The sequence below is a fragment of the Baekduia soli genome (genome assembly GCF_007970665.1).
GTDB lineage: Bacteria > Actinomycetota > Thermoleophilia > Solirubrobacterales > Solirubrobacteraceae > Baekduia > Baekduia soli.
In genome coordinates this window covers 3555668-3575381 of the sequence record NZ_CP042430.1, presented here as the reverse complement: position 1 = coordinate 3575381, position 19714 = coordinate 3555668, and the positions used below count along the sequence as shown (strand labels likewise).

Below are 19714 nucleotides of genomic sequence, written 5' to 3'. Positions count from 1 at the left end.
CGGCCGATCAGCCGCGCCGCGCGGGGCCGCCCAGCGCCGGCCGGCGGCGCCGGCGACGGGTGACGAGCGCCAGGAGGACCAGGAGGCCCGCCACGACGGCCACCGACACCGGCAGCACGAGGTCGCGCGCAGCCTGGGCGGCCGGCGAGCGCGGCGGGCTGGGCGGCGAGGCCGGCGTCACCGGCAGGCCCGTGCCAGAGACGCTGTCGCCGCGCTGGGCCGGTGCGGTCCAGTCCGCGAAGCCCATGCCCTTGCCCGGCTTGGCCGGCGTGTGGGCCGGGAACCGCGCGCCGTAGCGCGCGTTGAGCAGCCACGGGATCCAGGCGTCGCCGGCGGGCGCGGCCCAGTCGGGCTCGCCCGTGCGCTGCGCGAGCCCGAACAGGTAGGCGGCGGCGCGGCGCAGCGCGTCGTCGCCCCAGTGCCACGAGTCGTAGCCCTGGCGATAGAGCATCTCGGCCTGCTCCGTGGCGCCCTGCATGGCCTCCCACGCGTAGAGCGTCGGGCACGGCGGGTCCTTGGGCGCGCAGCCGCGGCGCATGTCGTCGGGCAGCGCGCCGCCGGCGTCGACGCCGCCGGCCCTCGCGCCGGCCGGGTTGACCCCCACCGGCGCCTTCGGGTCGCCCTGCCAGGAGCGCGAACCCCAGACGAAGCCGTGGTAGGCCCCGCGGTCGCCGAGCCAGCCCTTGAAGACCGCCGCGGCGCGGGCGAGGTCCTTGCGGTCGCCGAGGTAGATGTCGGCCGCGATGCGGCTGGCGCCCGCGTGGGTGCCCCAGTTGTTGGGCCGCAGCTCGTGGGTGAGGATGAGCGTCGGGTTCTGCGACGGGCTCAGCTTCTCCCGGCGCACCTTGGACAGCCAGGCGCGGAAGACGCGGTCCTTGCCCGCGTCGAGGTGACGCAGGTCGATGAGGTCGGCGGCGACGACGTAGGCGATCAGGCCGCGGGCCAGCGCGAGCGTGCGCCCGCCCTGCTCGGTGCCGATCGCGTCCATGATCCCCGCCGCGGCCCGCCTGCGCAGCCCGTCGTCGTTCGTCCGAGCGGCGACCATCGCGGTGGCCAGTACGCTCACGTCGTGCTCGGAGTCCTGGTCGGCGAGCTTCGCGTGACCCAGCGGCGCGCGCGAAAGCTCCACGAGCTGGCGCCAGGCCGCGCCGCGCTCGGGCAGCGTGCGCAGCTGGGCGGCCGTGATCCACACCCCGGGGCGCATCGCCGGCGCCGCCGCGCCGGCCGGCGCCGCCGCCGTGGCCGCGGTGCCCAGCGTGCCCGCCGCGAGGGCGGCCGCCACGACGAGCGGCCGCCAGCGGGACGGCAGCGCTGCCGCCGCCGCCATCAGGCGGGCTGGTGGTCGGGCGTCCCGGCGGGGGCGGGCGACGCCGGCGGGGCGGGACGCCGCCCGGCGCGGCGTCGGCGGGCCTGCAGCGCCTCTCGCAGTCCGGGGCGCTGGACGAACACGGCGCCCACGACGCGCAGGCCCTGGCGTTCCAGGATGGCCACGGCCTCGGCGACGTCGGCGGCGCGGACGCGGCCCTGCGGGACGGCCAGGACGGCGGTGTCGGATCCGAGCCCGCGGACGAACTCGCCGGTGGCCGGCGCCGCGCCGGCGTTGACGATGACGGTGTCGGCGCCCGGGGCCGCCGCGGCCAGCGCCCGAGCGGGGTCGGGGCGGCGGGTCGCCCGGTGGCCGGGCGCACCGCGGGCCAGGAGCTGGAGGAAGCCGGCACGGTCGACGGGGATCGGCCGCGCGGGCGACTCACCGGTGTCGAGCAGGCCCGCGGCGTCGCCGGCGCCGAGCAGGGTGCTCAGGCCGCCGTCGGGATCGGCGTCGGCCAGCAGCACACGGACGCCCTCGGAGGCCAACGCTCGGCCGAGGGCGAGCGAGAGCTGGGCACCGCCGCCCGAGACCTCGCCGACGACCACGCCGCCTCGCGCACCGCTCAGCGTCACGGTGGCCGCCGACAGGTGGCCGTCGCGCAGGCGCCCGATCGTAGGGGCGGGGCAGACGGCGTCGAGCTCGCCCACGGTCTCGATGCGACGGCGGACGCTGTCGGACACCAGCCCGAGCATGAACGCCAGCAGCGCGCCCGCGAGAGCGGCCACGGCCATGAAGCTCTTCTTGGAGCCCGACTTGGTCGCCGGCGGCGGGACGGCGGACTCGACGATGCGCAGCCGCACGGCGGCGGCGGCCTGGCGCGGGTTGATCTGGCCCGACTTCGTCTTCGTGAGGGCCGTGACGGCGGGTTGCTGGGCGGCGGACTCGCGGACGACCTCGGCGGCCAGGGCGTTGGCCTGGCCGGCCGCCGCGGCGGGGGTCCGGGCCTGCACCGTGACCTTGAGCAGACGGGTGTTCGAGTCCGCCGCGACGGTGACCCGCCGGCCGAAGGCCGAGACCGACTCGGTCGAGCGCAGCTGCTTGAGCACTGCGGCGAAGACCGGGCGGCTCGTGGCCAGGTCGGCGTAGGTCTGGGCCTGCTGGCCCGAGGCGCGCAGCACGGACAGCTCGCCGGCCAGCGGGCCGACCAGGACCTGCGCGCTGGCGGCGTACGGCGTCGCCGCAGGCTTGCTGGCGTGGGCGCCCAGGGCGGCGAACAGGATCGCCACGACCAGGGCCGCTGGCCACCAGCGCCGTAGGGACGTCCCGACGCGGGCCAGGTCGGGGTACTCCGGGCGCACGTCAGGATCGATGGCCCGGACACCTTGCACGCCGACGAGGATACGCGGCAACGGCGGCGGTGACACCCGATGGCGGCAAGACGCGGCCTCCGTCCAGGAGTGGCCCCCCTATGGTCTAGCCCTGGACTGGTCCTTGTAGTGGCGACAGGGCACGCGACCGCCGGTATCTTGGCCCCATGCTCGGAGCTTCACGCCCCAGATGCACCAGCGGGGCGTGTTCCTCTCGCCATGACCGTCCTGCGCCGCACCACGCCGGACCCGGCGCTGGATGAGCACCGCGCCCTCCACGCTGCCGGCGCCCGCCGAGAGCGGCGACGAGCGCACCCCGGAGTCGGCGGCCAAGACCACGGCGGCGACGCGCACCCAGCTGCGCGGCTCCACGCTGTTGCTCGTCGGGCGCTTCGTCTCGCTGGGCATCAACTTCGTCACCCAGGTGCTCATCGCGCGGTACCTGACCAAGAACGAGTTCGGCATCTTCGCCTACGGCCTGTCGATGGTCGCGCTAGGCGAGGCGATCTCGACGATGGGCCTCGACAAGGGCGTCGCGCGCTGGCTGCCGATCTACGACGAGCAGGGCACGTACAACCGGCTCTTCGGCACCTTGTTCATGGTCACCGGGACGGTGATCGGCTTCGGCGCGGCGTTCATCGCGGTGGCCTTCGGGCTCGACGGCTTCGCCGGCGGCAAGATGGCCGCCAGCCCGGGCGCCGTGACCGTGCTGCTCATCCTGATCTGCCTGGCGCCGCTGCAGTCGCTGGACGACGTGCTCATGGGCGTCTTCGCGGTGTTCTCCAAGCCGCGCGCGATCTTCGTGCGCCGCTACGTGCTCGCGCCGATGTTCCGGCTGGGCGCCATCGTCTTCGTCCTCGCGACCCACGCCGGCGTCAAGGAGCTGGCGATCGGCTACGTCCTGGGCGGCGCGGCGGGCATCGTGCTGTACCTCGTGATGCTCGTCGGGCTGCTGCGCAAGGACGGGCTCATGGAGCACCTGCACCTGCGCCGGCTCGAGTTCCCCTGGCGCGAGGTCTACGGCTTCGCCCTGCCGCTCGTGGTGGTCGACCTGCTCTTCGTGGTCATGAACACGACGAACGTGTTCATGCTCGAGATGTTCGGCAACACCAACGAGGTGGCCGACTACCGGGTGGTGCAGCCCGCGGCCAAGCTCAACTCGCTCGTCATGACGAGCTTCGCGCTGCTGTTCACGCCCGCGGCGTCGCGGCTGTTCGCCCGCGGCGACAAGAAGGGGATCAACGACCTCTACTGGAGCACCGCCGTGTGGATCGCGGTGTTCTCCTTCCCGGTCTTCGCGCTGACGTTCCCGGCGGCCAAGGCCGTCACCGTCGCGCTCTTCGGCGCGCAGTACGCGAGCTCGGCGCCGATCCTCGCACTGCTCAGCCTCGGCTACTACTTCAACGCCGCGCTCGGCTTCAACGGCCTGACGCTGCGCGTCTACGGCATGGTCAAGCTCACCGTCGGCGTCAGCCTGTTCGTCGCGGTGCTCAACGTGCTGGTCAACCTCGCGCTCATCCCGGCCTTCGGCGCGGTCGGCGCCGGCGTGGGCACCTGCGTGACGCTGCTGCTGCACAACGTGATCAAGCAGCTGGCCCTCAGGCGGGGCACCGGCATCAGCGTGTTCGACCGCCGGCAGGTCCGCGTGTACGGCTCCATCGTCCTCGCGACGGTCGTCATCGGCCTGGTCGCGCTGCTGCTCAACCCGTCGGTCTACATCCAGGTGGCGCTGTCGGCGGTCGTCTCGGCGCTCGTCATCCGGCTCAACCGCGCCGAGCTCCGCGTGGAGCACACCTTCCCCGAGATCGCCCGTCTACCTATCCTGCGGAGGCTGTTGACGTAATGGATCCCCGGTTCGATCTCGAAACACGACCCTTGACGACGTCCACCGACCGTCCGCTGGACCCGGCGCCGCCGCGCTCCAGCGAGCGGAACCTGAGCGTCTGGGCCGTCGCCCGGCGCTGGCGCACCATGCTGCTGGCCGCCGCGGTCGCGGCGGGCCTCGCCGGCTACGCGGTCGGCGCGGGTGGCCATCCCACCTACGAGGCCAAGGCCGTCCTGCTCGTCGGCCCGATCAACACCGACCTCGACACGGTCAAGGCCGCCGGGCAGCTCGCGCAGACCTACGCGCAGCTGGCCACGACCCAGCCCGTTCTGGCCGCGACCGCCCAGAAGCTGAGCCTGCGCGACGTCTCCGGCGAGGTCAGCGCCTCGGCCAACGGCGTCACGCGCCTGCTGACGATCACGGTCAAGGACCGCGATCGCCTCCGGGCCACGCGGATCGCCAGCACCCACGCCCAGGAGCTCGTCGCCCTGGCCGCCAAGCGGGAGTCGGGCTCCCCGACGGACCCGGGCGAGCTGCAGGTCGTCGAGCCCGCCCAGGCCTCCGGCGGCCCCGTCGGCCCCGGCGCCCTGCCGATCGGCCTGGCCGCCGCGCTGGTCGGACTGCTCGGCGCCCTGGGCGTCGCCGTGGTCCTGGACCGCTCCAGCGGCGCGGTCCGCGACGTCTCGGACATCACCGCGGCCACCGGCACCGGCGCCATCGCGACGCTGAGCACCGGCACGCTGCGTGCCGGGCCCGGCAGCGCCCTGGTGGTGCGTGAGCCGAGCTCGCGCGGCGCCCAGGAGATCCGCCGGCTGGCGGCCAAGCTGCGCGCCGTCGGCGAGCGCAGCCTGCTCATCCTCGAGGTCGACGACCGCGCCGTCGGCGTCGCCGCCAACCTGGCGGTGGCCCTCACCGCCGGCGGGCGCAGCGTCGCGCTCATCGACGGCGGCGAGGACGCCGGCTCACGTGTGCCCGACGACCTCGCCGACGGCGTGTCGGTGCACCCGGCGCCCCTGGACGGCGGCCCCGCCGCCCACCAGGCGCTGCTGGAGGAGCTCATGGCCCACCACGACGTCGTCGTCATCCGCGCGCCGGGCATCGACCGCTCGCCCGCGGGCCTCAGCTGGGGCCGCCTGGCGGACGGGACGATCCTCGTCGCCGGCGTCGACCGCACATCGCGTGAGGATCTCGTCTCGACGGTCGAGAGCCTGCGCCTGGTCCACGGGCGCGTGCTCGGCACGGTCCTCGGCGCCGGGTCGCCCTTCATCGGCCGCCGCTGAGCCACCGCCCGGGCCCGGTCGTCGTGAACGCGCGCACCCGCGCGCCGGAGGGCCGTCGAGCGGCGGCGTGCCGGTCCACACGCGGCGCCAAGGCGCTGTAGGGACTGCAGCCGTCCCTGGCCCTGGTCGTCGACGGCCACCGCCGCCCGTCGGCCGCCGACCGCGACCTGCCGGCGCGCTCGCGCATGGTCTTCGCCGACGGCGACGCCGAGCACCTCGGCGCCGGGGCGGGCGACGCGATCCGCACGCCCCGGCGCCGCGGGGGGGTCGTCAAGCTCACCCGCGAGCCGCACCTCAACCGGCGCCTGGACGACGAGTGGGACGCGCTGCGCCGCCTGCGCGACGCGGGCGTGGGCGACGACGAGATACTGCCGCGACCCGGGTTCGCCGGCCACCGCGCCCGGCTGCCGGCCGTGGGGGAGACCGCCGTCAGCGGCGACCTGCTGCTCTCCGGCGCCGCCTGGACCGGCACCGCGCGCGCATCGGGCTGGAGCGCGACCTGGCCGGCGACCTGTTCGTGACCTGCCGGATGCACCGCGCCCTCAAGGAGGCCGGGCGGCTGACGCCGGGCCGCCTGATGTTCAGGACGCGTTCAGACGCCCGCGTCACACTGGGCACATGGACTCCCCGGCCCTCGCGCGCCGCGCCAGCTCCCTGCGCTCCATCCGGTCCTCGCCCCGGGCGGTCTCCCTGCCCGACGCCAACACGGGGCCGGCCCGGGCCGTGCGCAGATGGTCTGCCAGGAGTGCGGGCGGATCGAGCTGCTGCACGACACGCGGCTGGACCGCATGCTGCGGCGCGTCGCCCAGCGGGTGCCGATGCGCAGCGCCGTGTGCGAGCTCACGGTCTACGGGCTCTGCCACCGCTGCAGCGACTGAACCGGCCTGCGAGCATCAGGCGTGGCCGGGAGCACTGCTGCGCGGCCGCGGCGTGCGCGCCCCGGTGCCGTTGCTCCCCGCGCGCCACGCGCTCAGCGACCGCCTCGCCGGCCTCCGCGCCGGGGGCGACGACGACGTCGTCAAGCCGTTCGCCCCAGGACGGCCACGGCCTGCGGCTGGACCCCGTCGAGCGCGCCGCCGAGTTCGACGGCGCGCTCGACGGCGCTGACGCACACCGAGTTCCGGATGCTCGCCGCGCCGGCGGCGGGCGAGGGGCGGGCCATCAGCCGCCAGGCGCTCGTCCACGCCGCGTGGGCCCGGGGCGCGATCGTCCACGACAACACGATCGACGTCTGCGTCGCCGGCTGCGCCGCAAGCTCGCCGGGATGGCGGGGGCGGGGTCGTCGCGGCGCTCATGGCGACCGCCGAGGCCGCGCGAGCGGGGCGTCGAGATCGTCGTCGACGTGCCGGCGCAGCTGCGCGTCGGCGCGCGGCCGGAGCTCGTCGAGGGCGTCGTGGCCCCGCGGCCTGCGGGACGGGCCGGGCGGTTCGTCGTGCACCTGCCGAACGGCTGAGGCCGGTCCCACGAACGCCACGAGGGACCCACCTCCCGGTTGGGGCCCCTCGTGGGTGATCGCGTCTTGCCTCCAGGTTCCAAGGCGGCGGTGCCGGGCAGCTGGGGACCACCCGGCACCGCTGGCCATGGGGGCCCGTCAGCGCCGGGTGACGACCTCGCAGTTGCGAAGGACGTCGACCTTGTCGGCGGTGACGTGATCGCGGCCGGGGCCGCAGTTGACGACGTCACGGTGACCGTCGCGCACGTTGATCTTGTCGTTGCCCGCGTCACCGCGGACCACGTCGCGGCCGGGACCAGCCGTGATGGTGTCGGCACCGGGGCCACCGGAGATGGTGTCGTTGCCCAGGCCGCCCGAGATGCTGTCGTTGCCCGACCCGCCGGTCATGTTGTCCTTGCCGGAGGAGCCGAACAGCGTGTCGTTGCCGGCGTCGCCGGAGACCCGGTCGTCGCCCGCGCCGCCCGAGAGGCGATCGGTGCCGGCGTTGCCGTAGAGGCGGTCGTTGCCGGCGTTGCCGAACAGGCGGTCGTTGCCGTCGCCGCCGTACAGCTTGTCGTTGCCGGCCTCGCCGACCAGGAGGTCGATGCCCTCCGCGCCGATGAGCGTGTCGGCGCCGAGGCCGCCGTAGAGGCAGTCATCGCCGGACTGGCCCGTCATGTAGTCGTTGCCGCCCAGGCCGTACTCGATGTCGCCGTCGCCGGAGCCATCGATGCGGTCCGCCGCGGCGGTGCCGATGTACTTGGTCACGCAGGCGCCCGGCTTCGACGTCGGGGCCACGGGCAGCGACTCGACCGGGGCCGGGGTGCCGGCCGGTGCGGCGTTGATCGGAGCGACGTTGACGGGAGGCGCCGGAGGCTGCGCGCCGCTCGTGCCGCCGCCGGTGGCCGGGGCGGGGGCGGGGTGCCGCCACCGCCGGTGCCGCCGCCGGCCGGCGGGACCGTCTCGACGCCGTTGATGATGATCGACTCGCAGGCGTTGCCGGCCAGGATGGTGTCGTTCTTGTCGGCCAGGAGCTTGTCCGTCCCGGGGCCGCACGACTTGATCGTGTCGATGAAGTTGCCGCTGGTGTCGATCGTGTCGTCGCCGGCGCCCGAGTTGATGATGGTGTCGGTGCCTGCGCCGCCGTTGATGTCGGCCGGCGTGGCGGTCTGGTTGTCGAACGTGTCGTTGTTCAGCCCGAGCGGGAAGACGAGCCGCGCGATGTTCGCGGCCGAGCACGTGACGGTGTTGATGTCGGCTCCCTGGTCGCAGCCCGAGCCGGTCAGCGTCCGGGGGTGAGCGGCGTCGTGCTGTCGCGGATCGTGAAGACCCCGCCGCTGAGCGTGACGGTGATGGAGTTCGGCTCGTCGGCCGGCACGGTCTTGGCCGGATCGAGCGGGTCGTTCGCCGAGACGCGGTTCTCGCCGAACAGCAGCCGGGTGACGCCCGTCTGGGCGTCGGTGTCTCGGGCGATGGTGCCGGCGAAGGCACTCTGGGCGGACAGCCCAGTGAGCGCGACGGCGACGCCGATCGCGGCAAGCGCGGAGCGCTTGGCCATGTGTTCCTCCTTGATCATGGCGGCCCCCATTGGCTGCCAGTTCCTTGGTGCTGCACTGCTCGAGACCCACCCGGAAGTACCGGGCGGGTCCCGTTCCTCGACCCTCGTGTGTGGCGAGCCCTCCGTGGACCCGGACGACCCGGGCCTCCGGACTCCTCGGGCTCTAGGCCACGGCGGGCGTCCCCTCCCAGGCCTGATGGCTCATGGTGCGGGCCAGCTGGCTCGTGAGCCCGTCCTCCAGGGAGACCTGCGGGCTCCAGCCCGTCTCCTCGAGGATGAGCGACGTGTCGGCCGCCGTCCGCTTGACGTCGCCGTCGGCGACGGTCGTGTAGGTGACCTCCAGCGTCTCCCCAGTGATCTGCTCGCAGGTCGCGATGATCTCGCGCAGCGTCGTCTCGCTGCCGCCGCCGACGTTGTACACGCGGTCGGTCGGTGCGACCTCCATGACGGTGAGCGTCGCCCGGGCGGCGTCCTCGACGTAGGTGACGTCGCGGGACTGCTCGCCCGTGCCGAACACCTCGAAGCTGCCGCCGCCGCACAGGGCCTCGGCGATGCGCTGCGTCGCCATGTCCGGGCGCTGGCGCGGGCCGTAGACGGTGAAGTAGCGCAGGCCGACGGCGTCCAGGCCCTTGTTGAGCGAGAACGCGCGGTGCAGGTGCTCGCAGGTGAGCTTGGTGACGCCGTACGGCGAGCGGGGCTGCGGCGTGGTCGCCTCCGTCGTCGGGTAGCCCTCCGCGTCGCCGTAGATCGACGAGGACGAGGCGTAGACGACGCGGACGCCCGCGGCCGCCGCGACGTCGAAGACGCGCGAGGTCGCCTGGACGTTGTCGCGCACGTAGTGCTCGAAGCCCTGGCCCCAGCTGCCGCGCACGCCCGGCTGGGCGGCGAGGTGGAACACGCCGTCGACGCCCGCGAAGAGCGACTCGAGCGGCGCGTCGTTGAGGTCGGCCTCGAGGAAGGAGAAGCGCGAGCTGTCGGTCAGGTACTCGAGGTTGGCCCGCTTGAGCTTGCGGGGGTAGTAGCTCGTGAAGGCGTCGATGCCGATGACGGCATCGCCGCGGGCCAGGAGCATCTCGGCCAGGTGCGAGCCGATGAAGCCGGCGACCCCGGTGACCACGTACGTGCTGATCGCCGAGCGACCGCGCGTCGGGGCACCGTTGGAGGGGAAGTTGAGGTCGGCCGGCGTCATGGCTGAATCGTATGCAGGGAGGTCGTGGATTACCGCTGGTCTTTGATCCGGATCTTTGCTCGACCAAAGGCCAGCGAAGGTCGAGGTCGACCGGGTGGGGAGGGGCGCGCCCAGGCGCCGCGGCGATCAGCCCGAGTCGTCGAAGCTGCCCGACGTCGACGGCTTGGGCTTCGTCGTCGTCTTGGGCGTGGACGTGACCGGCGTCGGGGCCGGGGTCGGCCTTGCGACGGGCCTCTGGGTCGCCGCGGGCGCGGGCGTGACCGTGGGGGTCGGCGCCGGCGCCGAGGTGTTGACGTTCTGCGCGGCGTTGCTCGCGGCCTGGCGCTGGGCCGTGAGGCGCGCGGCAGCCTTGGCGGCCGCCCGGTCGGCGGCCCGCTTGGCGGCGGCGCGCCGGCGGGCCTGGGCCTGGGCGGCGGCGATCTTGGCCCGCTTGGCGGCGGCGGCCTTCTCGAGCCCCTGGGCCTTCTTGATCGCGTCGGAGGTCGGGCCCGAGGTCGCGGAGGCGTGCTTGGGGCCGTCGACCACGGTGGACCGGCTGGCGACCGGCGAGTCCACCGCCTGCGGGGCGTCAGGGGCCGAGTGCAGGCCGAACGCGACGCCGGCGCCGACGAACAGCCCGACGCCGACGCCCGCCATCACGGCGTGGTTGCTTACCCGGACGGGCATGCGATCGACTTCGTGCTGCCGGACATGACGCACGCGTCGCGGCGGGCGGGCGCCTTGCCCTTGCGGATGCGGAAGCGGGTGTACTTGCCGATGGAGCCGGGCTTCGTCACGTAGACCTCGACGGTAGCGCCGGAGGACAGCGTGCGCTGCATCGTCTTGAAGCGCACGCCACCCGTCTTGACGGTCTGGCTCGTGCTGGCGACCTTCTGGCAGACGCGCTTGCGGCTCTTGCCCTTGCCCGTCGTCTTGCACGGCGGCTTCGGGCAGCCCTTGCCCTTGCACACGACCTTGACGGTCGCGCCCTTGGGCGCCTGGACCGACAGGAGCGTGATCCTCACGCCGTTGCGGACGATCTGCCCGCGGATGCGGACGATCGGCACGGGCTGCAGGAGCGAGAGCTTCGCGGCGGCCTGGACGATCGGCTCGGTGATCGGCGTTGGGCCAGCCGTCGGGGCCGCCGGGGGCGGGGCGGAGACGCTGACCCGCTGGAACGTGACGACGCCGCCCGGGAAGTTCGCGTCGGTGGCCATGAGGCGCACCGTGTAGATCCCGGGCGCCGAGAACGCCGCCTGGGCGGTGGGCCCCGAGGCATCGTCGAACTGGCCGTCGTTGTTCAGGTCCCAGACCAGACCCGACAGCGGCGCGCCGCCAGGAGCCGTCGTGGAGGTGAAGGTCACGGCCTGACCGACGAGCGGCGCGACGGGCGCAAACGTGAAGGCGGGCGTCGGCGGGTTGTTGGGCGAGACGGTCACGAACTGCGTCGCGGTCGACGAGCCGCCCCAGCCGTCCGTCACGCGCACGCGGATCGTCTTGGTACCGGTCGTCGGGAACGTCGTCGTAAGGGAGGGACCGGCCGCGTCGGTGAACGTGCCGTCGTTGTTGAGGTCCCAGCCATAGGTCAGGACGTCTCCGTCTGGGTCGGTCGATGTCTGCGCGTTGAGGGTGACGGTGCCGCCGGGACCCACGATGTTTGGAGAGGCGTCGAACTGCGCCGTCGGGCTGCCGTTGGGCGGCGAGAAGCTATCGAACGACGAATCGGACGCCCCGTTGATGTCCGTGGCCGTGACGGTGACCGTCTTGGTCCCCGGTGAGGTGTAGCGGTGTGCGGCCGAGGCCGCACCCGGCAGCACAGTGCCATCACCGAAGTTCCAGCTATAGCCGAGTGAGGCTGTCTCACCCGCGTCCGCGTCGGCGCACGACGAAATGAACGTCAGGGTGTGCGGGGTCGAAGCGACAGCGCTGATCGACCGGCAGACGGGCGCGTGGTTGGCCGGGTTCACCGTGATCTGCGCCGTGCTGGAGTTCCGGGCTCCGAGGCTGTCCTGCACCGTGAGCGTCACCGTGTAGGTGCCGGCCGCCGGGTACTGGTAAGTCGGGGAATCCGACGAGGAACCGATGCCGTTGCCGAACGTCCAACCGACGATACTGACCGGATTGTCGCCATCAGGGTCGCCATTCAAGGTTCCGCTGAAAGTCACCGGGGAGTTGGCCGTTGCGGGATTTGTGAAGGCGTTGATGGTCGGCGCGTTCGGCTTCAGGTTGACCACGTCCACCGACGCCGCAGGAGCGACCACGTCGACGTTCGGACAGACGTTGGCCGTGTCCGCCTGGTCCTGGACCTCGGTCACTCTCAGCCGGACCGTGTGTGTTGCGACCGTCGAGAACGACACGGCGGACGCCGTCGGGGTAGAGGTCGTCTCATCGGCGGTGCCGGAAGCAGGACTATCGTAGAACCACAAGTACTCGTTCGCGACACACCCGGCGTCGACGACCACATTCTGGGCAACCGGCGTGATCGACTGCCCGCGGATGGCGCTAGCCGGCACACCGCCGATGGAGGCGGACGACGCCATCGCCGGTGCCGCTGTCGCCCCCACGATGAGGCAGGTGATCGCGCCGAGGAGCGCGTGACGCGCCCGGCCCTTCAATCTCGGAGCGGCCATCGAGCGGCCGTTCGGCTCAGAACCCATGACGCACAATTTACGCGTGCAAGGGGTGGCTTTTCGTTGAGACCGGCAAAGACTGGCCCTCCGTGGGGGTCAGGGTGCTTCCCGTCTCGCGCGCGCGCTTGATCGGGCGCGAATCCGGCTCCCCAGGCCGCGATCGCGCCACGGCCCCGGGACGTGACCCCCCTTATGGTCTAGGTCCCGTGCCCGAGCTCATCACCGGACTGACCGCCGCGCGCGTCGCGGGCAACCTCGCCGAGGTCCGCGCCGAGATCGAGGCCGCCTGCGGGCGGGCCGGGCGCGACCCCGCCGCGGTCGAGATCCTCGCCGCCGTCAAGTACGTCGACGTCGCCGATCTCGGGGTCCTGGCCGAGGCCGGCATCACCGTGGTCGGGGAGAACCGGGCCCAGGAGCTCGTCCGCAAGGCCGCCGCGGCCCCCGGCTTCACGTGGGACTTCATCGGCCATCTCCAGAGCCGCAAGGTCAGGCAGGTCCTGCCGCTGGTGCGGCTCATCCACTCCGTCTCCAGCGACTCGGTCATCCGCGAGCTCGGCCGTCACGCCGCGCCCGGCACCGAGGTCCTCGTCGAGGTCAACATCAGCGGCGAGGAGGGCAAGTCCGGCGTCGCGCCCGCGGCCCTCGACGACGTCGTCGGGCGCCTGTGCGAGGAGGCCGGCGTCCGCGTCGGCGGCCTGATGACCATGCCGCCGCTGGCCGCGGCGCCCGAGGACAGCCGACGCTGGTTCGCCGCGCTGGCGCAGCTGGCGGGCGAGCGCGACCTGCCCCGCCTGTCCATGGGCACGACCCAGGACTTCGCCGTCGCCGTCGAGGAGGGGGCGACGATCGTGCGGATCGGCACGAGGCTGTATCGCTAGTTGCAGGAAACGTCGCGCGGAGGCCGTAAAGTGGGCGTGTGGCGTTTCGCGACAGCTGGCATCGGACGCTCGTGTACTTCGGCCTTGCCGAGGAGCGCGACGCAGCCTACGAAGACGAGCAGGAGCCCTACGAGCCCGAGCGGGCCACGGAGGAGCGCTACCGCGAGCGGCCGAACGTCCGCCGCCTGAGCTCGCGCCGGCGGGGCAACGACTTCGACGACATCTTCGCCGACGACGACCGGGGCTCGCGGACGGCGGTCCTGCGTCCCGTCGCTCGCGAGGGCAACGGCGGCAACGTCCGTATGCACCTGGTCATCCCCAAGTCGTTCAACGACGCCCAGCAGATCGCCGACCGGTTCAAGGACGACATCCCGGTCGTGCTCAACCTGCAGTCCAGCGACACCGAGCTGTCCAAGCGCCTCATCGACTTCGCCTCCGGGCTGACCTACGCCCTCGACGGCGGGATGCAGCGGGTCGCCGACCGCGTCTTCATGCTGACCCCGCGCAACGTCGAGATCTCGGCGGAGGAGCGGGCCCAGCTCATCGAGAAGGGCTTCTTCAACCAGTCCTAGCCCGTGCCGAGCGGGCCGCTATGGTGTCGCCGGCATGCAGGTCGGACTGGTCGGATCGGGAAACATGGCGCGGGGTCTGGCCCGAGGCTGGCGCCGTTCCCTGCTCTGCACCGACCCCCTGGCCGACCGCGCGCAGGCGCTGGCCGACGAGGTCGGCGGGACCTTCGTGGCCACCAACGTCGAGCTGGCCCAGCGGGCCGATCTCGTCGTCCTCTGCCACAAGCCCGCCCAGCTCGACGCGGTCGCCGCCGAGGTCGCCCCCTACGCGCGGGCCGTCGCGTCGATCCTCGGCGGCGTGCCCCTGGAGGACCTGCGCGTCGCCTACCCCGGCCGGCCCGTCTACCGCTTCCTGCCCAACACGCCGGTCGAGCTCCGCCAGGGCGTCGTCGTCCGCGCCGCCGACGCCGAGCAGGACGAGGCCCTGGATGCCGCGGTCGCCGGTCTCTTCGCCGAGCTGGGCACCCTCGTCGAGGTCGACGACGCGCTCGTCGACGTGGCCATGGGACTCATGAGCTGCGCGCCGGCCTACGTCGCGCTGCTCGTCGAGGCCCAGGTCGACGCCGGCGTGCGCCGCGGGCTCACACCCGACAAGGCCTCCGAGATGGTCGTCGCGACGTTCGCGGGCACCGCCGCGCTGCTGCGTGCCCGCGGCAACGACACGCTCGCCGTCCGCCGCGAGGTCACCTCGCCGGGCGGCTCCACCGCCCGCGGCCTGGCCGCCCTCGAGCATGCCGGCGTCCGCGCGGCGTTCGACGACGCCCTGGGCGCCGTGCTGGGAGCCGCGTGATGAGCGCCCTCCTGGTGCTCGCCACCGCGCGCGACCAGGTGGCCTCGTTCGTCTCGGCGCTGATCTACGTCTACACGATCCTGATCATCGCCTACATCTTCACGTCCATGTTCTTCACCGTGGGCGGCCGCATCCCGTACTCGCGCTGGTCTCGCGGGCTGCTGGACTTCCTGCGCGACGTGTGCGAGCCGTACCTGGCGATCTTCCGGCGGTTCATCCCGCCGTTCGGCCCGCTGGACCTCAGCCCGATGATCGGCATCATCGTGCTCGTGGTCGTCGGCAACCTCCTCGTCTCCCTCATCCGGGGTTGAGCGTCCGGACGCGCTCGTGGCTGCGGGCCGGCCTGGTGCTCGCGGCGGTCGTCCTGGTCGACCAGGTGGCCAAGGCCGCCGTGCGCGGGAGCGTCATGGTCGGCGAGGAGGATTCGATGCTGCCGGGGATCACGCTGGTCCACGTGCGCAACTCGGGCGTCGCGTTCGGCGCCTTCGCGGGCGGTGGGATCGTCGTGGTGGTGCTCGTCGCCGGCGCCCTGGCCGCGCTGCTGGCCTACTTCGTGACCCACCTGGACCGGCGCCTGGTGTGGCTGCCGACCGGTCTGCTGCTCGGCGGGTCGCTGGGCAACATCATCGACCGCGTCCGCGACGGCGCGGTGACCGACTTCATCAAGCTGCCCCATTGGCCCGCCTTCAACGTGGCCGACATGGCCATCACGTTCGGGGTGCTGGCGCTGGTCTGGGTCCTCGAGCAGAGCGAGCGCGATCATGGATCTGCACGTCGGGCCCGATGAGGCCGGCCAGCGGCTCGACGCGTTCCTGGCCAGGCCGCTCGGATCGCGTGCGCGTGCGCAGCGCCTGATCGACGCGGGCCTGGTCTGCGTCGGCGGCCTGCCGCAGGCCAAGAGCCGGATCGTCGCCGCCGGTGACCTCGTCGAGGTCACCGAGCCCGAGGCGCCGGTGGGCCCGGAGGACGTCGCGGCCGGCGTCAGCTTCGCCGTCCCCTACGAGGACGAGCACCTGCTCGTCGTCGACAAGCCGGCCGGCCTGGTCGTCCACCCGGCTCGCGGCCACCTCACGGGCACGCTGGCCCAGGCGCTGGAGGCGCGGGCCGGGGCCGGCGCGCCGGGCGACGCCGGCGAGGGCTGGCGCGCCGGGCTCGTGCACCGCCTGGACCGCGACACCTCCGGTCTGCTCGTCGTCGCCAAGACCGAGCCCGTCCACGCCGCGCTCAAGCTCGCGCTGCAGCGACGCGAGCTGACGCGGGAGTACCGCGCGCTGGTCGTCGGCCGGCCGCCGGCCCGCACCGGGACCATCGAGGCGCCGATCGGGCGCGACCGGCGCGAGCGCACGAAGATGTCGACCGACACCGACACGCCGCGCTCGGCCCGCACCCGCTTCGCGCTGGTCGAGGCGCTCCCGCGCCACTCGCTGCTCGACGTGTGGCTGGACACGGGGCGCACGCACCAGATCCGCGTCCACCTGGAGGCCATCGGCCACCCCGTCGCGGGCGACCCGACCTACGGCGCCGCGGGCGACCTCGGGCTGGAGCGCCAGTTCCTGCACGCGGCCCGCCTGGCCTTCGCCCATCCGGTGACGGGTGAGGCCCTCGACGTGCTCAGCGAGCTGCCCGCCGATCTGCAGGACGCCCTGCAGCGGGCCCGCGGGACGGGATGAGCGGTCGTCCGCCAAAGGACTTCCCCGGACCGGACCGAATCTGCATCCACCCGGCGCCGGAGAGGCCGGTCGGGTCTGGGAGGACGCCCATGGACGACTTCGGTTGGATGCTGCACGACGGGACCTATACGGCGGTGATCTGGCCCTTCGGCACCGAGGAGGCCGCCGAGGCCTGGCGCAGCGAGTTCTGCCTGCCGGGGTTCATCGTGGAGCGGGTGTGCGACCGGCCTCCCGGCGGCGGTGACCTCCCCGGCGAGCACCGCCTGGGCGCGGCGCCGCCGGCCGGCGCCCGCTTCCTGCGCCGGCGCCGCGGCGCCGGCCGGCTGCCCCGGCGCTGATCAGGTCCCGAGGACGAGCTGGGGCGGGTTGGTCGTCTCGCGGCTGGAGTAGATCGCGCTGTTGGTCGACGAGCTCGCGATGGCGAAGCTGTACGTCCCGTCGCCGGTGATGGCCGAGCCGAGGTCGATGTCGACGTAGGCGCCGGCGGCGACCGCGCCCGCCGTCCCGACACTGGTGGCGGGCAGCAACGGGCGGTTGTTCCAGTTCAGCGTCGTCTCGGTCCAGGCGTCACCGACGCGGAAGACGCTGCCACCGTCGGTGCTGGCGTCGGTGACGAACAGCCGCAGCCTGGCGCTCGTCGGCACCGCGCCGTTGAGCCCACTGACCGCGAACTTCAGGTAGGTGACGTAGGTCACCGGGTTGGACGCATCGCCCTGGCGGATCTGCAGGGTCGTCGCCGTCCCGTAGTTGGAGCTGGGGCTCGAGGACTTGACGTGCGCATCGGCGGTGGGGGTGAACGTCAGCGTCCCGCTCGGCGGCGGCGGGGTCGCGGAGACCGTGATGTAGCCGTTCTTGGTCGAGGTGGCCGTCGCGCCGTCGCTGGAGCGCGACACGGTGAGCGTCACGTCGTAGGTGCCGGGCGTCGTGTAGGAGTGCGCCGGGTTCTGGGCGTGCGAGACGGGGCTGCCGTCGCCGAAGTCCCACGTCCAGCCGTCGACATCGCTGCTGGCCAGGCTCGTGAACGTCGTGGCCAGCGGCGCGCTGCCCGAGGTCGGGGTGGCGCTGAAGTCCGCGGTCGGCTGGCCCGGGGGCGGCGGGCTGCCGCCGCCCGCGGTCACCACGAGCTGAGGCGCGTTGGTGCCCTCGCGGCTGGAGTAGTACGCGCTGTTGGAGCTCGTGTTGGTCAGCGCGAAGCTGTAGGTGCCGTTGCCCGTGACCGCGGTGCCGAGGTCGATCTCGACCCAGGCACCGGCGGTCGTCGTGCCCGCCGAGCCGATGCTCGTGGCGCCGATGGCCGGCGCGCTGGCCCAGGTGATCGTCGACTCGGCCCATGTGTTGGCCACGGAGAACACCCGCCCGCCGTCGGGGCTGGCGTCGGTGACGAACAGGCGCAGCTTGGCGTCGGTCGGCGTCCCGCCCAGACCCGACACGTCGAACTTGAGGTAGGAGTGGTAGAAGGTGTCGGTCGAGCTGGTGCCCTGACGGACCCGCAGGCTCGTGTCCGTGCCGTAGTTCCTGGTCGCGCTCGTGGACTTCACCGGCGCGTCGGCGACGTCGGTGAACGTCGTCTGGCCGCTCGTGGAGCCGGACGCGACCGTGATCAGCCCGCTCTGCGTGACGGAGTCGGAGCCGTTGGCGTTGGACACGCTCAGCGTGACGTCATAGGTGCCCGGCGTGGAGTAGGTGTGCTGCGGGTTGGCGGTCGTGTCGACCGGCGTGCCGTCGCCGAAGTTCCACGCATGGGTCGTCGGCGAGCCCGTCGAGGTGTCGGTGAACTGGACGACGAGCGGCGCGGTGCCCGAGGTGGGGGTGGCCGTGAACGAGGCCGTGGGCCCGGTCGGGGGCGGCCCGTCGCCCAACGGCTCGTCGGAGTGCCAGTACAGCTTGGTCGTCTTGTCGTTGGCCATCGCCACCAGCCCGGTGGTCGGCGAGACCGGCTGCTTGGTCGAGGTCACGTCGTTCATGTCCTGCGACGTGTGGTCGCGCATGACCGGCGTGCCCTGCCCGGCCGGCAGCGACAGCGACGACATGGGGCTGACCTTCTCGCAGATGTCGCCGCCCGACTGGCCGCTGGTGTACGGCGGCTGCGGGCAGGTCGCGAAGACGTGGGCCTGGTCGTCGGTGGGGTCGAGCACGACGATGGGCCGCGTGTTGCTGTCGGCCACCGTGCCGAAGACGGCCTTCGTCCACGTGCCGGCGCCGGTGGTGGTGCTCGTCAGGGTGCGCTTGAGCAGGAAGATGAGCGGGTTGGTGCTCGTGCTCTCGCTGGTCTTGGAGGCGATGAAGACGTTGCCGTCGGCGTCGGCCTTGAGGTTGATGTGATCGTCGGGGCTGTAGCCCGTCGGGATCGTGCTCGCGCTCCAGTCGGCGGCGGTGTCGCCGGCGCCGTCCTTGTGCACCGCGAACCACTCGTTGCCCGAATACGGCGTGGTCGTCTTGTCCTGCGCGCTCCACTGGATGCCGATGAAGCCCTTGAACGCGACGACCGAGGAGATGTCGTCGGCGTTCAGCGTGCCCGAGCCGGGCAGGACGTAGGGCGTCACCCAGGAGGTGTCGCCCGCCGAGGTCGAGTGCGTGACCCAGACCTGGAGGTTGGCCGTCCAGGTCGCCCACAGGCGCCCGGTGGTGTCGCGGTCGATCACCAGCGTCTCGGTCTTGGCCGAGCCCAGGTTGACCGGGAATCCGGCGTCCACCGAGTACGTGTGGCTGATGGGGTTGTAGCTGTAGCGCCAGAGCTTGCCGTCGGTGCCCGTCGTCGTGGTGGAGCTCTGCGACGTGTAGCTGTGGGAGGCGACGTAGAGCTTGCCGGTGGCGCTGTCCCAGAGGATGTCCGAGCGGGTCTTGGGGCGCGAGTCCAGGGTCGTGCCCGCGTCGCTCCAGGTCTCCGTCGCGCGGTTGAGCTTGTAGATGCGGTGCACGCCCAGCGTCGCGCTGTACATGTCCGACCACCACGTGCCGTCGTTGAACCAGAGCTTGCTCTCCGGCTTGGTGCCCGTGATGGAGCCGCCGACGTCGTAGGCGTCGGCGTAGGACTGGTCCTTGTGGCCGATGTCGGTCGTCGGCGCGGTCGCGGCGTGGGCCGGCGCGGCGGACGCCGCCGAGAGGGCCAGGACGGCCGCCGCGGCGATCAGGGCGGCGAGGACCGGCAGGCGCAGCCGGCCCAGGAGCGTGAGGCGGATGGACACGCCCGTGAGGCTAAGTCCCGGCGCACCGCCTGTCTGCGCTACGGATGGACAGG

Annotated in this window: 22 protein-coding genes; 13 read left to right on the top strand and 9 right to left on the bottom strand. The window is 73.0% G+C overall.

All coding sequences use genetic code 11. The annotated features are described in order from the left end of the window. Positions 1-7: 7 nt before the first annotated feature. On the bottom strand, positions 8-1327 hold the full coding sequence (locus FSW04_RS17170) for an alginate lyase family protein (RefSeq protein WP_146921464.1): 1320 nt from the start codon (positions 1325-1327) through the stop codon (positions 8-10). After that, positions 1327-2697, bottom strand: coding sequence for a hypothetical protein (locus FSW04_RS17165; RefSeq protein ID WP_187368863.1), 1371 nt, complete (start codon positions 2695-2697; stop codon positions 1327-1329). The genes FSW04_RS17170 and FSW04_RS17165 overlap by 1 nt, the downstream gene beginning before the upstream one ends. 238 nt (positions 2698-2935) lie before the next feature. Here FSW04_RS17165 and FSW04_RS17160 point away from each other — a divergent pair, with 238 nt between their 5' ends. The 4 genes from FSW04_RS17160 (at position 2936) to FSW04_RS26215 (ending at position 6659) form a co-directional block, all read left to right on the top strand. Next, a complete protein-coding gene (locus FSW04_RS17160) occupies positions 2936-4519 on the top strand; it encodes a flippase (RefSeq protein ID WP_146921459.1) in 1584 nt (527 codons plus the stop codon). Between the two features lie 32 nt (positions 4520-4551). Beyond that, on the top strand, positions 4552-5781 hold the full coding sequence (locus FSW04_RS17155) for a hypothetical protein (RefSeq protein ID WP_187368862.1): 1230 nt from the start codon (positions 4552-4554) through the stop codon (positions 5779-5781). A 185-nt stretch (positions 5782-5966) separates the two neighbouring features. Further along, on the top strand, positions 5967-6302 hold the full coding sequence (locus FSW04_RS17150; RefSeq protein WP_146921455.1) for a hypothetical protein: 336 nt from the start codon (positions 5967-5969) through the stop codon (positions 6300-6302). A 210-nt stretch (positions 6303-6512) separates the two neighbouring features. Beyond that, complete coding sequence (locus FSW04_RS26215) at positions 6513-6659, top strand: hypothetical protein (protein ID WP_187368861.1); 147 nt, start codon at positions 6513-6515, stop codon at positions 6657-6659. Between the two features lie 140 nt (positions 6660-6799). On the opposite strand, the gene FSW04_RS26210 is transcribed toward FSW04_RS26215, so the two are convergent. Further along, a complete protein-coding gene (locus FSW04_RS26210; protein ID WP_187369504.1) occupies positions 6800-6943 on the bottom strand; it encodes a hypothetical protein in 144 nt (47 codons plus the stop codon). Between FSW04_RS26210 and FSW04_RS28600 the strand changes: the two genes are divergently transcribed. Next, positions 6906-7433 (top strand): helix-turn-helix domain-containing protein, encoded by a 528-nt coding sequence (locus FSW04_RS28600; protein WP_146921453.1) that lies wholly within the window; start codon positions 6906-6908, stop codon positions 7431-7433. The two genes, FSW04_RS26210 and FSW04_RS28600, sit on opposite strands and share 38 nt — an antisense overlap. Here FSW04_RS28600 and FSW04_RS26205 read toward each other — a convergent pair. Beyond that, positions 7373-8011, bottom strand: coding sequence for a calcium-binding protein (locus tag FSW04_RS26205; RefSeq protein WP_187368860.1), 639 nt, complete (start codon positions 8009-8011; stop codon positions 7373-7375). The genes FSW04_RS28600 and FSW04_RS26205 overlap by 61 nt on opposite strands. A gap of 138 nt (positions 8012-8149) precedes the next feature. On the opposite strand from FSW04_RS26205, the gene FSW04_RS26200 reads away from it, so the two are divergent. Next, a complete protein-coding gene (locus FSW04_RS26200) occupies positions 8150-8512 on the top strand; it encodes a hypothetical protein (RefSeq protein ID WP_187368859.1) in 363 nt (120 codons plus the stop codon). Here the strand turns inward: FSW04_RS26200 and FSW04_RS26195 are convergent. The 4 genes from FSW04_RS26195 to FSW04_RS17125 form a co-directional block, all read right to left on the bottom strand. Continuing rightward, on the bottom strand, positions 8496-8771 hold the full coding sequence (locus tag FSW04_RS26195) for a hypothetical protein (RefSeq protein WP_187368858.1): 276 nt from the start codon (positions 8769-8771) through the stop codon (positions 8496-8498). The two genes, FSW04_RS26200 and FSW04_RS26195, sit on opposite strands and share 17 nt — an antisense overlap. A 163-nt stretch (positions 8772-8934) precedes the next feature. Further along, complete coding sequence (locus FSW04_RS17135; protein WP_146921448.1) at positions 8935-9960, bottom strand: NAD-dependent epimerase/dehydratase family protein; 1026 nt, start codon at positions 9958-9960, stop codon at positions 8935-8937. Positions 9961-10086: 126 nt separating this feature from the next. Further along, positions 10087-10626: a hypothetical protein gene (locus FSW04_RS26190; protein WP_187369503.1), complete on the bottom strand. Its 540-nt coding sequence runs from the start codon at positions 10624-10626 to the stop codon at positions 10087-10089. Next, complete coding sequence (locus tag FSW04_RS17125; protein ID WP_146921446.1) at positions 10611-12596, bottom strand: PKD domain-containing protein; 1986 nt, start codon at positions 12594-12596, stop codon at positions 10611-10613. The genes FSW04_RS26190 and FSW04_RS17125 overlap by 16 nt, the downstream gene beginning before the upstream one ends. 179 nt (positions 12597-12775) lie before the next feature. On the opposite strand from FSW04_RS17125, the gene FSW04_RS17120 reads away from it, so the two are divergent. The 7 genes from FSW04_RS17120 (at position 12776) to FSW04_RS17090 (ending at position 16814) form a co-directional block, all read left to right on the top strand. Then, positions 12776-13447: a YggS family pyridoxal phosphate-dependent enzyme gene (locus FSW04_RS17120; RefSeq protein ID WP_146921444.1), complete on the top strand. Its 672-nt coding sequence runs from the start codon at positions 12776-12778 to the stop codon at positions 13445-13447. A gap of 38 nt (positions 13448-13485) precedes the next feature. Further along, entirely contained in the window at positions 13486-14019 is a 534-nt protein-coding gene (locus FSW04_RS17115) for a cell division protein SepF (RefSeq protein WP_146921442.1), read from the top strand. Positions 14020-14053: 34 nt separating this feature from the next. Continuing rightward, positions 14054-14806 (top strand): pyrroline-5-carboxylate reductase family protein, encoded by a 753-nt coding sequence (locus FSW04_RS17110; RefSeq protein ID WP_146921440.1) that lies wholly within the window; start codon positions 14054-14056, stop codon positions 14804-14806. Next, entirely contained in the window at positions 14806-15117 is a 312-nt protein-coding gene (locus FSW04_RS17105; protein ID WP_146921438.1) for a YggT family protein, read from the top strand. The genes FSW04_RS17110 and FSW04_RS17105 overlap by 1 nt, the downstream gene beginning before the upstream one ends. Then, positions 15114-15593, top strand: a complete 480-nt coding sequence (gene lspA, locus FSW04_RS17100) for a signal peptidase II (RefSeq protein WP_146921436.1) — start codon at positions 15114-15116, stop codon at positions 15591-15593. The genes FSW04_RS17105 and lspA overlap by 4 nt, the downstream gene beginning before the upstream one ends. Continuing rightward, positions 15568-16476: an RluA family pseudouridine synthase gene (locus tag FSW04_RS17095; protein WP_146921434.1), complete on the top strand. Its 909-nt coding sequence runs from the start codon at positions 15568-15570 to the stop codon at positions 16474-16476. The genes lspA and FSW04_RS17095 overlap by 26 nt, the downstream gene beginning before the upstream one ends. An 89-nt stretch (positions 16477-16565) precedes the next feature. Then, complete coding sequence (locus FSW04_RS17090) at positions 16566-16814, top strand: hypothetical protein (protein ID WP_146921432.1); 249 nt, start codon at positions 16566-16568, stop codon at positions 16812-16814. Here FSW04_RS17090 and FSW04_RS17085 read toward each other — a convergent pair whose 3' ends face one another. Further along, positions 16815-19661: a CBM96 family carbohydrate-binding protein gene (locus tag FSW04_RS17085; RefSeq protein ID WP_146921430.1), complete on the bottom strand. Its 2847-nt coding sequence runs from the start codon at positions 19659-19661 to the stop codon at positions 16815-16817. Positions 19662-19714: the final 53 nt, after the last annotated feature.

Coding starts and splice junctions, on each gene's coding strand:
- FSW04_RS17170 (WP_146921464.1), bottom strand. CDS start 1,327: ATGGCGGCGGCGGCAGCGCTGCCGTCCCGCTGGCGGCCGCTCGTCGTG.
- FSW04_RS17160 (WP_146921459.1), top strand. CDS start 2,936: ATGAGCACCGCGCCCTCCACGCTGCCGGCGCCCGCCGAGAGCGGCGAC.
- FSW04_RS26195 (WP_187368858.1), bottom strand. CDS start 8,771: ATGGCCAAGCGCTCCGCGCTTGCCGCGATCGGCGTCGCCGTCGCGCTC.
- FSW04_RS17125 (WP_146921446.1), bottom strand. CDS start 12,596: ATGGGTTCTGAGCCGAACGGCCGCTCGATGGCCGCTCCGAGATTGAAG.
- FSW04_RS17095 (WP_146921434.1), top strand. CDS start 15,568: ATGGATCTGCACGTCGGGCCCGATGAGGCCGGCCAGCGGCTCGACGCG.
- FSW04_RS17110 (WP_146921440.1), top strand. CDS start 14,054: ATGCAGGTCGGACTGGTCGGATCGGGAAACATGGCGCGGGGTCTGGCC.
- FSW04_RS17105 (WP_146921438.1), top strand. CDS start 14,806: ATGAGCGCCCTCCTGGTGCTCGCCACCGCGCGCGACCAGGTGGCCTCG.
- FSW04_RS26215 (WP_187368861.1), top strand. CDS start 6,513: ATGGTCTGCCAGGAGTGCGGGCGGATCGAGCTGCTGCACGACACGCGG.
- FSW04_RS17090 (WP_146921432.1), top strand. CDS start 16,566: ATGGACGACTTCGGTTGGATGCTGCACGACGGGACCTATACGGCGGTG.
- FSW04_RS26210 (WP_187369504.1), bottom strand. CDS start 6,943: ATGGCCCGCCCCTCGCCCGCCGCCGGCGCGGCGAGCATCCGGAACTCG.
- FSW04_RS17135 (WP_146921448.1), bottom strand. CDS start 9,960: ATGACGCCGGCCGACCTCAACTTCCCCTCCAACGGTGCCCCGACGCGC.
- FSW04_RS17150 (WP_146921455.1), top strand. CDS start 5,967: ATGGTCTTCGCCGACGGCGACGCCGAGCACCTCGGCGCCGGGGCGGGC.
- FSW04_RS26190 (WP_187369503.1), bottom strand. CDS start 10,626: ATGCCCGTCCGGGTAAGCAACCACGCCGTGATGGCGGGCGTCGGCGTC.
- FSW04_RS28600 (WP_146921453.1), top strand. CDS start 6,906: ATGCTCGCCGCGCCGGCGGCGGGCGAGGGGCGGGCCATCAGCCGCCAG.